General features: G+C 70.3%; 13 protein-coding genes. 8 read left to right on the top strand and 5 right to left on the bottom strand.

The features are described from left to right. Positions 1–110: 110 nt before the first annotated feature. Both ABD374_RS07780 and ABD374_RS07775 read left to right on the top strand, forming a co-directional pair. Positions 111–773: a response regulator transcription factor gene (locus ABD374_RS07780; protein ID WP_344492793.1), complete on the top strand. Its 663-nt coding sequence runs from the start codon at positions 111–113 to the stop codon at positions 771–773. Then, the gene (locus tag ABD374_RS07775) at positions 770–2173 is read left to right on the top strand and encodes a sensor histidine kinase (protein ID WP_344492790.1); all 1404 of its coding nucleotides are present in this window, start codon (positions 770–772) and stop codon (positions 2171–2173) included. The genes ABD374_RS07780 and ABD374_RS07775 overlap by 4 nt, the downstream gene beginning before the upstream one ends. Before the next feature lie 156 nt (positions 2174–2329). On the opposite strand, the gene ABD374_RS07770 is transcribed toward ABD374_RS07775, so the two are convergent. The 4 genes from ABD374_RS07770 to ABD374_RS07755 form a co-directional block, all read right to left on the bottom strand. Then, on the bottom strand, positions 2330–2806 hold the full coding sequence (locus ABD374_RS07770; RefSeq protein WP_344492787.1) for a MarR family winged helix-turn-helix transcriptional regulator: 477 nt from the start codon (positions 2804–2806) through the stop codon (positions 2330–2332). Between the two features lie 106 nt (positions 2807–2912). Continuing rightward, positions 2913–3704 carry an AIM24 family protein gene (locus ABD374_RS07765; RefSeq protein WP_344492784.1) on the bottom strand — a complete coding sequence of 264 codons (792 nt, stop codon included), beginning with the start codon at positions 3702–3704 and terminating at the stop codon, positions 2913–2915. Next, positions 3701–4351, bottom strand: coding sequence for an AIM24 family protein (locus ABD374_RS07760; RefSeq protein WP_344492781.1), 651 nt, complete (start codon positions 4349–4351; stop codon positions 3701–3703). Before ABD374_RS07760 ends, ABD374_RS07765 begins: the two co-directional genes overlap by 4 nt. Next, the gene (locus ABD374_RS07755) at positions 4351–4989 is read right to left on the bottom strand and encodes an AIM24 family protein (protein ID WP_344492778.1); all 639 of its coding nucleotides are present in this window, start codon (positions 4987–4989) and stop codon (positions 4351–4353) included. The genes ABD374_RS07760 and ABD374_RS07755 overlap by 1 nt, the downstream gene beginning before the upstream one ends. Positions 4990–5120: 131 nt before the next feature. Here ABD374_RS07755 and ABD374_RS07750 point away from each other — a divergent pair, with 131 nt between their 5' ends. From ABD374_RS07750 to glxA, 4 genes are all read left to right on the top strand, one after another. Then, entirely contained in the window at positions 5121–5465 is a 345-nt protein-coding gene (locus ABD374_RS07750) for a DUF3817 domain-containing protein (protein WP_344492775.1), read from the top strand. Beyond that, entirely contained in the window at positions 5462–5755 is a 294-nt protein-coding gene (locus tag ABD374_RS07745; protein ID WP_344492772.1) for an MTH1187 family thiamine-binding protein, read from the top strand. Before ABD374_RS07750 ends, ABD374_RS07745 begins: the two co-directional genes overlap by 4 nt. Positions 5756–5955: 200 nt before the next feature. Then, positions 5956–7728 carry a glycosyltransferase family 2 protein gene (locus ABD374_RS07740; RefSeq protein ID WP_344492769.1) on the top strand — a complete coding sequence of 591 codons (1773 nt, stop codon included), beginning with the start codon at positions 5956–5958 and terminating at the stop codon, positions 7726–7728. Positions 7729–7732: 4 nt separating this feature from the next. Further along, complete coding sequence (gene glxA, locus ABD374_RS07735) at positions 7733–9688, top strand: radical copper oxidase GlxA (protein WP_344492766.1); 1956 nt, start codon at positions 7733–7735, stop codon at positions 9686–9688. Between the two features lie 43 nt (positions 9689–9731). On the opposite strand, the gene ABD374_RS07730 is transcribed toward glxA, so the two are convergent. Next, complete coding sequence (locus tag ABD374_RS07730) at positions 9732–10757, bottom strand: glycoside hydrolase family 6 protein (RefSeq protein WP_344492763.1); 1026 nt, start codon at positions 10755–10757, stop codon at positions 9732–9734. Positions 10758–11194: 437 nt separating this feature from the next. Between ABD374_RS07730 and ABD374_RS07725 the strand changes: the two genes are divergently transcribed. Together ABD374_RS07725 and ABD374_RS07720 are read left to right on the top strand one after the other, a co-directional pair. Further along, entirely contained in the window at positions 11195–11704 is a 510-nt protein-coding gene (locus ABD374_RS07725; RefSeq protein WP_344492760.1) for a MarR family winged helix-turn-helix transcriptional regulator, read from the top strand. A 63-nt stretch (positions 11705–11767) separates the two neighbouring features. Beyond that, positions 11768–12094, top strand: a complete 327-nt coding sequence (locus tag ABD374_RS07720) for a DUF3817 domain-containing protein (RefSeq protein ID WP_344492757.1) — start codon at positions 11768–11770, stop codon at positions 12092–12094. Positions 12095–12177 lie beyond the last annotated feature (83 nt).

Genomic DNA, 12177 nt, shown 5'->3' with positions numbered 1-12177 from the left:
GTTCCTCCAGAGTGGTCGGTCGCTACGGGGACCAACCTGGCCGAGTGATGCTGAAGGGCGGCTGAAGCCGGCTGAAGGCGTCTTCAGGTTCGGTTTGCGAACCTTGGCGCATGCGCTTGTTGATCGTGGAGGACGAGAGGCGGCTCGCGGTGGCCCTGGCCAAGGGGCTCACCGCCGAGGGCTTCGCCGTGGATGTGGTGCACGACGGGCTCGAAGGGCTGCACCGGGCCGGGGAGGGCTCGTACGACCTCGTCATCCTGGACATCATGCTGCCCGGCATGAACGGGTACCGGGTGTGCGCGGCGCTGCGGGCCGCGGGAAATGACGTGCCGATCCTGATGCTGACCGCCAAGGACGGGGAGTACGACGAGGCGGAGGGGCTCGACACGGGCGCCGACGACTACCTGACGAAGCCGTTCTCGTACGTGGTTCTCGTCGCCCGGGTCAAGGCGCTGCTGCGGCGGCGGGCGAGCGCCGGGGCCTCGCCGGTGGTCGCGGTGGGGAACCTGCGGATGGATACCGCCGGCCGGCGCGTGTATGCCGGGGAGGACGAAGTCGTGCTCACGGCCAAGGAGTTCGCCGTACTGGAGCAGTTCGTCGTGCGGGCCGGCGAGGTCGTCAGCAAGGCGCAGATCCTGGAGCACGTGTGGGACTTCGCCTACGAAGGCGATCCGAACATCGTCGAGGTGTACGTGAGCGCCCTGCGCCGGAAGCTGGGAGCGGAGCGGATTCAGACGGTGCGCGGCGCCGGGTACCGGCTGGTGGCGGGATGAGGCGGCTCTTCGGGTCGGTACGGGCCAGGGCGGCGCTCGGGGCGACCGTGGTCGTCGCGGTGGCGCTGGTGGCCGCCGGGCTGGCCGTGCTGCTGGTGCTGCGGGCCAACCTGATCGACCAGGCCGACCTCCAGGCCGAGGCCGACGCCCAGAACGTGGCCTCGCAGGTGGCCGTGGGGCGTCCGTACGCGGATGTGGAGTGGCCCGACGGCCGTCCCGGGCAGGTGGTGGGGGAGGACGGGAAGGTGGTGGCCGTCAGCGAGGACCTGGAGGCGATCGAGGGGGCCGGGAGCCCCGAGGTCAGGGTCGGGGGCGGCGCGGGGGACGGTGACGGCGACGACCCCGGGCGGGGAGAGGTCTCGGGTGACGACCCCCGGCTGTCGTCGGGGAGCGCGACCGTGGACGGCGACCGGGCCGACTACCGGTTCGCCGCCGTCGAGGCGACGACGCCCCGGGGCGAGACCGTCACGGTGTACGCCGGTGCGCCGCTGGCTCCCGAGCAGGACGCCGTCGGCACGGTGCGGGAGGCCATGCTGATCGGCCTGCCGGCGCTGCTCGTGGTGGTGGCCGGGGTCACCTGGCTCGTGACGCGCCGGTCCCTGCGGCCCGTGGAGGGGATCAGGCGCGAGATGGCCGCGATCACCGCCTCCGAGGACCTGTCGCGGCGGGTGCCGGAGCCCGACACGCACGACGAGGTGGCGCGGCTGGCGGTGACGACCAACGAGACGCTCGCGGCGCTGGAGGCCTCGGTGGAGCGGCAGCGGCGGTTCGTCGCCGATGCGTCGCACGAGCTGCGGAGTCCGATCGCTTCGCTGCGGACGCAGCTGGAAGTGGGCGCGGCGCACCCGGAGCTGCTCGATGTGGAGGGCGCGGTGCGGGACACCGTACGGCTCCAGGGGCTGGCCGCCGACCTGCTGCTGCTGGCCCGGCTGGATGCGGGGGAGCGGCCGGGGCCGGGGCGCGTGGACATGGGGGCGCTGGTGCGGGAGGAGGTCTCGCAGCGGGCCGACCGGGTGCCGGTGACGGTTGTGGGCGGGGGCGCGTTCGAAGTGGCCGGATCACGCGGGCAGTTGGCGCGGGTGCTCGGCAATCTGCTCGACAACGCGCAGCGCCACGCGAGGAGTTCCGTCGAGGTGTCCGTACGCGGTGATCGTGGCGCGGTGGTGGTCGGGGTCGCGGACGACGGTGCGGGGGTTCCGGCGGCGGAGCGCGAGCGGATCTTCGAGCGGTTCGTACGGCTGGACGACGCGCGCACCCGCGACGACGGTGGCGCGGGGCTCGGTCTGGCGATCGCGCGTGATGTCGCGACGCGGCACGGTGGTGCGCTGACCGTGAATGAAGGGGAGCGTGGCGGCGCTCTCTTCACGTTGCGTCTGCCTGCTGCTCCGGGGGATTTCTGACGGCGGTGGTCCGAGCGGTGCGGCGCCCGTGCCGGCGGACGGAGTCCGGCGCGGCGGGCCGAAGCCCGTGAGGCCCCCTGGGGCCGAGTGGTGCGGGGGGCGGGTCGGGGACCGGGCGCGTGACGGCGCTCTCTTCGTGCCGCGTCCGCCGACTGCCTAGATCTTTCCCCGTCGGCCGCGCAACTGCTCGACCACCGGGGACAGCGCGTCCTTCATCCGGGCGAGCGCCTCGGGGGAGAGCATGTCGATGAAGTGCCGGCGCACGGACTCCACGTGGTGCGGAGCGACCTGCTTCATGGTCGCGCTGCCCTGGTCGGTCAGTACGGCGTACAGCCCGCGGCGGTCGGACTCGCAGTTCTCCCTGCGGACCAGCCCCGCGCTCTCCATGCGGGTGATCTGGTGGGAGAGCCGGCTCTTGGACTGGAGGGTCGCTGTCGCGAGGTCGCTCATCCGCAGCCGGCGGTCGTCGGATTCGGAGAGGTTGACCAGGATCTCGTAGTCGTTGATGGTCAGCCCGTACGGCTGAAGATCCTTTTCGAGCTGGTAGGTCAGCAGCCGGTTGGCGTCCAGATAGGTACGCCAGGCGCACTGTTCGGCATCGGTCAGCCAGGGGGTGGCCGTCTCGGTCTCCATATATGGATTCTACCTAAGAAGTTGAATTCTGGACGAAGTCACGGAACGTGACGCCGGTACGCGACAAGGGCGCAGACGTTCGACGTCACACTCCGCAGACTACCGCTCACAGGCCGAAGCGACGCTGGAGGTCCCCCAGCTGACCGGGAAGGCGCGGTGCGCCGCCGGCCTGGCCCTGTCCCGCGCCGTGGCCGCCGGGCACCCCGGGCTCGGACGGGACGGAGCCCGTGGCCTGCTCGGCCATGAGGAGTTCGGTGGACTGGAGCAGGACCGTACCGGCCCCCACGAACTCGAACTGGTGCTCCTCGCCCGACGTGCCGCCAAGGCCGGTCAGTGACCGGATTCCACCCATCACGCCGGTCATGTAACCGTGGTCGTAGTAGTGGCAGGGGGACGGGCAGTCCGCCCAGCCGACCAGGGCCTGCGGGTCCACCCGGATCGGCGGCTCCATGAAGACGACCGGGCCGTTGGAGGCCGCCACGAACGTGCCGGTGCCGATGAGGGTGAGGAAGCCCGGGACGATCGACTGCTTCAGGGCGAGCGTCGGCTCGTACGCCAGGAGGTTGCCGGAGCGGATGGTGAGGTTGCCGTTGTCGAGGTCGAAGGAGTTGACGTCGAACGCGCGGTCCGCGAGCAGCATCTTGCCCTGGCCCTCCGCCACCACCCAGTCGCTCGCGTGCAGCGGCGAGTGGAAGCTGGTGCGCACGAGGCGGTCGAAGCGGCCGTGGCCGATGCCGTTGAAGTCGATGCGCCCGTAGTAGGCGATCATCTTGCCCTTCTGGAGGAACCACTGGCCCCCCGTGAGCTCCACGCAGAAGGTGTACGGGTTGACGTTGCCGTCGGAGGGGAGTGAATGCGGGTCGAGGACGACGGGGCCCGCGGGCACGGGGGTGTTCAAAGCTTCTCCTCCGAGGCCTGTACGTACACCGCGCCCTGGCCGGACAGCTCCAACTGGAACGCCTCGCCCGAGCCGCGGCCCACCATGTCGCGCCAGCCGAGTGCGGTGGAGAGCTTGTTGCGTACGTCGCCGTGGTGCGCGACGTACGCCTGCGGGTCGACATGGACGGGGCGCCGGGGTGAGACGGGGATCTCGATCACTCCGCCGTGCGCCATGACCGCTACCGCGCCGTGGCCCCTGAGGGTCGTCGTGAACAGGCCCTGGCCGGTCACCTGGCCGCGCACCATGCCCATGACGCCGCCCTGAGAGCCCATGAACATCGTGCCCTGGACGAGGGTGCCGTCGAAGGCCAGGAGGCGGTCCGCCTCGACGCAGAGGGTGTCGCCGGCCAGGTTGATCACCTGGATGTGGTGGCCGCCGTGGCCGAACAGCACCGTGCCCGAGCCCTCGACCGTCATGAGCGGCGTGGCTTCGTCGGCGACGCGGCGGCCGATCATGGACATCACGCCGCCCTGGCCGCCCTGCAGGTTCGGCGTGAAGGAGACGTCGCCCTGGTACGCGAGCATCGCGCCGCGCTGGCTGAACATCTTCTGGCCGGGCGCGACCCGCGCCTCGACCATCTTCGAGTTGATCTCGCGGAACGGCATCAGGCATCGCCCCCGACGGTGTTGCGCTCGCTCGGCTGCACGTAGACGAGCCCCTCGCCCTCGAACCGGATCTGGAAGGCCTCGCCCGAGCCCTCACCGAGGAGCGTGCGGAAGTTCACGCCGGACTGGAAGTGCTGCTGGAGGTTGCCCTGGTGCGCGATGTACGCCCCGGGGTCGACCTGGAGCGGGTAGGAGGAGGAGACGCGCAGGACGACCGCCGGGCCGTCCGACATGATCGCCGCCTGCCCGGTGCCCTCCACGGTCGTGGTGAACAGGCCGCCCCCGGTCGCGCCGCCGCGCAGCCCGGTGAAGGAGGTGCCGGTGCGCAGGCCCGCGTCCGTGCAGAGGAGGTTGCTGGACTCGACGTACAGCTTCTCGCCGCGCAGCGAGACGAGGTTGATCTCGCTCGCGCGGTCGGCGAAATAGCACGTGCCGTGGCCCTTCACCTCCATCACGGTCATCTGCTCACCGGCCAGGCGCCGGGTCACCATCCCCCGCATGCCCTCACCGCCGCCGGACATCTTCTTGAAGGCCATGTGGCCGTCGTACGCGACCATCGAGCCGTTCTTCGCTTTGACGGCGTCACCGGTCATGTCGACGGCGAGCACCTTGCTGCCTTGGAGTCGGAACTGAGCCACGGGAGCGACGGTACCCGCGTCCCCGACCCTGACAAAGAGGTGGCAAAGCGGGCTGCCACAATGGGAACGAGCTTGTGCGCACATTCACAAGATCGACGACCCGTTCCCACGACGACGAAGGTTGCCCCTCCGTGGACATCAAGACCGCTTCCGCACTCCGCCGCCTCCGCCTGGTGTCCGCACCCGAGGCGGTCTCCTTCCTGCTGCTGCTCGTCTGCTCGGTGCTCAAGCGCACCACGGAATTCAACGCGGTCCCCGTCATGGGCGCGATCCACGGTCTGCTCTTCGTCCTGTACGTCCTCTTCTGGGCCGACGCCTGGAACCGGACCAAGTGGCCGCTGGGGACCGCGGCCTTCTACTTCCTCATGTCGGTCCTGCCGACCGGCGGCTTCTTCGCCGACAAGCGCCTCAAGCGCGAGGCCGAGGACGCGGTCATCGCCACCCGCGCCCGCAAGGAAGGCGTGGTCGGCGCATGATCGTCGCCTTCTCCGTCAGCCCGCTGGGCGTGGGCGAGGAGGTCGGGGAGTACGTCGCCGACGCGGTGCGCGTGGTCCGCGAGTCCGGTCTGCCCCACCGCACCGACGCGATGTTCACCTCGGTCGAGGGGGAATGGGACGAGGTGATGGACGTCGTCAAGCGGGCCGTCGCCGCCGTCGAGGCCCGTGCGCCCCGCGTGTCGCTCGTCCTGAAGGCCGACATCCGGCCCGGTGTCACCGACGGCCTGACCTCCAAGGTCGAAACGGTGGAGCGCCATCTGGGTGCCTGACCGCCGTCCGGACGCCCTGACCCGGCTCCGCCGACAGCCCCCGGCCGCCGCACGGCGGCCGGGGGCTTCGTCGTGCGTGTTCCGGCCGTCCGCCGTGCGCGGCCGGATGATAAAACCGCCCGCTCGGACGACCCGGTTCGACACACCGCCCCGCGTCCCTTTGTGTGGTGTTACGAACACGTTCGACTGCTGGAGGCACAGTGCGGCCGGAAGGCTACGACTATGAGACCCACAGCAGGCTTGCCGGGCCACTGACGGAGCCGTGTGCCGGCGCGTACCGGGTGCAGTACCGAAGTCTGATGGCGCAGGAGCCGCACCGAATACGAGCGGTGCTGCTGATGACCCTGGCCCCGCTGCTCTCGGCGCTCCTGCTGGTCTACCTCGTCTGGCCCACTCACTGGACCGAACGTGAGGGAGGTGAGCGCTGGCTGGTCCACCTGGACGCGGTGATGCTGGTCTCGATCGGCCTGATCATGTTCTTCATGCTGGTCAACGTGGTGTCGATCGCGCACGCCACGATGGTCGCCCGGGACCCGGTGCCGGTGACGCCCGAGCCGGGGACCCGGATCGCGTTCCTCACGACGTACGTACCGGGCAAGGAGACGCTGTCCATGGTGCGGGCCACGCTCGAAGGCGCGGTCGGGCTCCGGCACGAGGGGATGCTCGACATCTGGCTCCTCGACGAGGGCGACGACGAGCAGGCGAAGGCGCTCTGCGCCCGGCTGGGCGTAAGGCACTTCAGCCGCAGCGGCATACCCGAGTGGAACACCAGGAAGGGCCCGCACCGGGCGAGGACCAAGCACGGCAACTACAACGCCTGGATCGCCATGCACGGCGACGCCTACGACTTCTTCGCCTCCGTCGACACCGACCACGTGCCGCTCCCCAACTTCCTGGAGCGGATGCTCGGCTACTTCCGCGACCCGGACGTCGCCTTCGTCGTCGGGCCGCAGGTGTACGGGAACTACACCTCCTGCGTCACCAAGGCGGCGGAGTCGCAGCAGTTCCTGTTCCACGCCCTGATCCAGCGCGCGGGCAACCGCTACGGAGCCCCCATGTTCGTCGGCACCAACAACGTCGTGCGCGTCAGGGCGCTGAAGCAGGTCGGCGGCCTGTACGACTCGATCACCGAGGACATGGCCACCGGCTTCGAGCTGCACCGCCGGAGGAACCCGGAGACCGGGCGCTTCTGGCGGTCCGTCTACACCCCGGACGTCCTCGCCGTCGGGGAGGGCCCGTCGTCCTGGACGGACTTCTTCACGCAGCAGCTGCGGTGGTCGCGCGGGACGTACGAGACGCTGTTCAAGCAGTTCTGGAAGGCGCCCTTCAGGGTGCCGCCGGGCCGGCTGCTCACCTACACGCTGATGCTCGTCTACTACCCGATGACCGCGGTCAACTGGCTGCTCGGCATCCTCAGCTGCGTCCTGTTCCTGTGGTTCGGCGCGTCCGGCACCGAGGTCTCGTCCTCGGTCTGGCTGATGCTCTACAGCGACGCCGCCGCCCTCCAGATCGGGCTGTACCTGTGGAACCGGCGCCACAACGTCTCGCCGCACGAGCCCGAGGGCTCCGGCGGCCTGGCCGGCATGGCGATGTCCGCCCTCTGCGCGCCGATCTACGCCAAGTCGCTGGGCTCGGCGGTGCTGCGCACGCACGGCAGGTTCGTGGTCACGCCCAAGGGCGGCGCGGCGAGCCCCGACCGGCTGCTGACCTTCCGCATCCACCTGTCCTGGGCGGTGGTGCTGGTCGGCTCGCTGATCGCGTCCGTGGTCCTCGGCCACACCCATGCGGCGATGCGCACCTGGGCCGTACTGGCGCTGGTCGTCTCGCTCTCGCCGGTCGGTGTGTGGTGCTGGACCTCGGCCCGGGAGCGCGCGGCCCTCAAGGGCGTCAGGGCCGTGAAGGAGGCCGGCAGCGGCACGGTGCCGGGCGAGGAGCCGGAGCCCGCGTTCGCCACGACGACCGGAGGGAACTGAGACCATGGCCTACCGGCCCACGAAGAAGTTCAAGAAGACGCTGATGGGCGGCGGAGCCGTCGTGGTGCTCGCGGGACTCAACGCCCCGGCGGCGCTGTCCTTCGCGGAGGAGAAGTACCACGCGTACAAGATCGCCCAGCCCGCCTACAAGGCGAGGTACGGTTCCTGGGCCGTCGTCGACATCCCCGAGAAGTACCGTACGAACGCGATCCACGCGGCCCTGCTCCACACCGGCAAGGTGCTGATCATCGCGGGCTCGGGCAACGAGCAGAAGAAGTTCGACGAGGGCACCTTCGAGACGGTCCTGTGGGACCCCCGGGACGGCTCCTTCGAGCTGGTCCCGACCCCCGAGGACTTCTTCTGCGCCGGGCACGCCCAGCTGCCCGACGGGCGGCTGCTGGTGGCGGGCGGCACCGCGCGCTACGAGGTGCTGGGCGACGGGGTCATGCGGGCCGGCGGCGGAATGCGCGTCAAGAACGAGAACCCCGACAAGCCCGTCACCTTCAAGAAGGGCACCCGCTTCCGCTCGCCCTCGGGGGTCGTGTACGTCTCGAAGTTCGACGTGACCGTGCCGAAGGCCAAGCGCGAGTTCAAGGTCTCGTACGCCAAGAGCGGGCGCATGCTGCCCTGGAAGACCAAGGTCACCGCGGCCGAGGCCCGGGTCTTCGTCGAGGCCCTGGAGGAGGGTCCGCAGGCCGTCACCAAGGAGTCCGCGCAGTACGAGATCGAGGGGCTGAAGGGCGAGGACGCCGACAACGCGTACGGCCTCGCCGAGGCGATCACCATGGACAAGCAGGACTTCCAGGGGATCAGGGCGGCGTACGAGTTCGACCCGAAGGCGGAGAAGTACATCCCCGTCGACCCGATGAAGGAGGCCCGCTGGTACCCGACGCTGGTCACCCTCCAGGACGGCAGGGTGCTCGCCGTCTCCGGGCTCGACGACGTCGGCGCGATCCTGTCCGGCGACAACGAGTACTACGACCCGGAGACGAAGAAGTGGTCGAAGGCGCCCTTCCGGTACTTCCCCACGTACCCCGCGCTCTTCCTCACCAAGGGCGGCAAGCTCTTCTACTCCGGCGCGAACGCCGGGTACGGACCGGCCGAGAAGGGCCGCGATCCCGGCATCTGGGACCTGGAGAGGAACACCTTCAAGAAGGTCGGCGGGCTCACGGACCTCGACCAGACCGAGACCGCGGCCTCGCTGGTCCTGCCGCCCGCGCAGGACCAGAGGGTGATGATCCTCGGCGGCGGCGGCGTCGGCGAGTCCGACAAGGCGACGGGCCGTACGGCGATCATCGACCTGAACGAGGAGAACCCGGCCTTCGAGTCCGGGCCCCGGCTCCCCCAGGGCACGCGGTACCTGAACAGCGTGATCATGCCGGACGACACCGTCTTCACCAGCGGCGGATCGCGGGACTACCGGGGGCGCGGCGCCAGCAACATCCTCAAGGCGCAGTTCTACGACCCGAAGGCGAACGCCTTCAAGGAGGCGGCCGAGCCGACGGTGGGCCGCAACTACCACTCCGAGGCGCTGCTGCTGCCGGACGGCCGGGTGGTCACCTTCGGCTCCGACTCCCTCTTCGGCGACAAGGACAACACCAAGCTCGGCAAGTTCGAACAGCGGATGGAGGTCTACACGCCGCCGTACCTCTACCGGGACAAGGCACTGCGTCCGGTGCTGGGGGCCGGGCCGCGCGAGCTGGCCGCCTCCGGGACGGCGACGTTCAAGACGGCGCACCCGGAGCGGATCGAGCGGGCCAGGCTGATGCGGCCGAGCGCGGTCACGCACACCACGGACGTCGAGCAGCGCTCGATCGAACTGGGCCTGGAGAAGGGGAAGGGCGAGGTGACGGTGGAAGTGCCGGACGACAAGACGCTGGTGCCGCCCGGCTGGTACATGCTCTTCGTCACGGACCGCGAGGGGACGCCGTCGGAGGCGAAGTGGATCCACGTGACATGAGGGCCGCTCAGGACATGAGGGCTGTCCAGGACATGAAGGCCGCTCAGGTCTTCGCGCGGCGGGCCAGCCCCAGGGCGTAGTCCGGCCACCAGGTGCCCGCCGCCGGGCCGCCCCGGCACTCGCCGTCCGAGTCGCCCGGCCGCTTGATCCACAGGAACGCGTCGAGCAGCGGGTCGCCGGTGCGGTCGGTCGGCGGCGTACCGAGGGCGCGGCCCGCCGGGTTGCACCAGGCGTCGTCACGGCTGCCGGACAGCGGGCCGTTGCCGTTGCGGCTGCTGTCGATGACGAAGTGGGTGCCGCCGAGCAGGCCGGACAGTTGGTTGCCGAACGTCTTGACGGCTTCGTCCGTCTGGAAGTTGGAGACGTTGAGGGAGATGCCGTCGGCCCGGTCCACGCCGGCCCGCTTGAGCGGTTCGACCAGCTTGCCGGGGTCGTCGATCCAGGCCGGGTTGCCCGCGTCCAGGTAGACCTTGGTCTTCGGCTGCTGCTTCAGCCGGTCGACCGCCTCGGAGAGCAGCGCGGTGCGCTCGTCGTGTTCCTCGGCCGGGGTGCAGCCGTCCACGATGTGCGGTACGGCGTCCGGCTCCAGGACCACGATGGCCGGGGTGGTGCCGATGCTGTCGGCGAACGTCCCGATCCAGCGGCGGTAGGCGTCGGCGTCGGCGGCGCCGCCGGCGGAGTGCTGGCCGCAGTCGCGGTGCGGGATGTTGTACGCGACGAGTACGAGGGTCCGGCCGTCCTCGGCGGCGCCCCGCACGGCACGCCTGATGCCGGGCGCCGGGTCGTTCCCGTCCGGCCAGTCGGCGACGGGCCGCTCGGAGATGCGCCGCAGAACGTCCGCGTCGGCGCTGCGGCCCTGGGCCTCCCACGCCTTGACCTGGCGGGCGGCGTCGCTCTTCGGGTCGACCCAGTACGGGGACGAGTCCCGGTTCTGCCCCTGGTTCTGCGCTGCGGCGGCCTTCTCCGGCTGCCGCTCGGAACTGCCGCCGGAGGAGCAGCCGGCGGTGATGAGCGCGAAGAAGGCGACGGCTGCGGCGGTGAGCGGACGGGTCGGTCTGCGGCCGGACATCCAGCCCCCTTGGACGGTTCGACTGGGCGACGATACGGACCGGGCAATCGTTGCATAGCACGCATAACGCCCATGGTTGCGACACCGGCGGGAGGGAAGGGACGGAAGGGCGAAAGGGCGAAAGAGCAGGGAGGGGGCGGGGGTGCACTGGGCGGGAGCACCCGGCAGCGCGCCCCCGCCCGGCGCCGGTCCGCCTGCGCGTAAGGGCGCTGTCGGCTGCGGGCGGCCATGGCCGGCGCGACCACCCGGCCCACCACCGTCCACCCCGGGAAAATGTTGATCACCAGCACGGAACCGGCGTCCGGAAGTCCCCGCGTGCGGTGGCCGTACCGGTGCTGCTGGCGGAGGTCCGGCGTGCCGGGGCGCACAGGGGGCGGGAACGACCGAAGCGCGAGACGGGGATGTTCACCATGTGACCGGCCGGTAAGGTCGGTGCCGTGCCGAAGCCGCTCAGCCTCCCGTTCGACCCCATCGCCAGAGCCGACGAACTCTGGCAGCAGCGCTGGGGACCGGTCCCCTCGATGGCCGCGATCACCTCGATCATGCGCGCGCACCAGATCCTGCTCGCCGAGGTCGACGCCGTCGTCAAGCCGTACGGACTGACCTTCGCGCGCTACGAGGCGCTGGTACTGCTGACCTTCTCCAAGGCGGGCGAGCTGCCGATGTCCAAGATCGGCGAGCGGCTGATGGTCCACCCGACGTCCGTCACGAACACCGTCGACCGGCTGGTGAGGTCCGGTCTGGTCGCCAAGCGGCCGAACCCGAACGACGGGCGCGGCACGCTCGCCTCGATCACCGAGAAGGGCCGCGAGGCGGTGGAGGCGGCGACCCGCGACCTGATGGCGATGGACTTCGGACTCGGCGCGTACGACGCGGAGGAGTGCGCGGAGATCTTCGCGATGCTGCGGCCGCTGCGGGTGGCGGCGCACGACTTCGAGGAGAAGTAGGGGCGGCGGCGGGGCGGCGACCCGCGCGGAGATCTCCCCCCGCGTCCGGTTACGCTCGATGCCATGAAGTCCAATGTGCTGTCCCGATACCGGGTGATGGCGTACATCACCGCCGTATGGCTGCTGGTGTTCACCGCGGCGATCATCGCCAAGTACGGGTTCCAGGTGGGCGACACCATGCTGATCTCGCAGATCCACGGTGTGCTGTTCATCATCTACGTCGTCTTCGCCTTCGACCTCGGCACCAAGGCGAAGTGGCCGTTCGGGAAGCTGCTGTGGGTGCTGGCGGCCGGCTGCATCCCCTTCGCCTCGTTCTTCGTCGAGCCGAAGATTACCCGTGAGGCCCGCTCGCTGATCACGGACGCGCGCCCGGCGCCGGTGAAGGCGTAACCCGTACGACCCTTCCACCGTCACGAGCGCGGCTCGTGGCGGTGTGGCATTCCGATGCCCCGCGGCAGGGCCATCGACATTTA

The sequence above is a fragment of the Streptomyces enissocaesilis genome, from assembly GCF_039533765.1.
Lineage (GTDB): Bacteria > Actinomycetota > Actinomycetes > Streptomycetales > Streptomycetaceae > Streptomyces > Streptomyces enissocaesilis.
This window is presented reverse-complemented; position numbering and strand designations above follow the sequence as displayed.

Bases quoted from the DNA above. Each gene is read 5' to 3' on its own strand.
- ABD374_RS07720 (WP_344492757.1), top strand. From the start codon at position 11,768: ATGAAGTCCAATGTGCTGTCCCGATACCGGGTGATGGCGTACATCACC.
- glxA (WP_344492766.1), top strand. From the start codon at position 7,733: ATGGCCTACCGGCCCACGAAGAAGTTCAAGAAGACGCTGATGGGCGGC.
- ABD374_RS07770 (WP_344492787.1), bottom strand. From the start codon at position 2,806: ATGGAGACCGAGACGGCCACCCCCTGGCTGACCGATGCCGAACAGTGC.
- ABD374_RS07760 (WP_344492781.1), bottom strand. From the start codon at position 4,351: ATGCCGTTCCGCGAGATCAACTCGAAGATGGTCGAGGCGCGGGTCGCG.
- ABD374_RS07775 (WP_344492790.1), top strand. From the start codon at position 770: ATGAGGCGGCTCTTCGGGTCGGTACGGGCCAGGGCGGCGCTCGGGGCG.
- ABD374_RS07780 (WP_344492793.1), top strand. From the start codon at position 111: ATGCGCTTGTTGATCGTGGAGGACGAGAGGCGGCTCGCGGTGGCCCTG.
- ABD374_RS07745 (WP_344492772.1), top strand. From the start codon at position 5,462: ATGATCGTCGCCTTCTCCGTCAGCCCGCTGGGCGTGGGCGAGGAGGTC.
- ABD374_RS07730 (WP_344492763.1), bottom strand. From the start codon at position 10,757: ATGTCCGGCCGCAGACCGACCCGTCCGCTCACCGCCGCAGCCGTCGCC.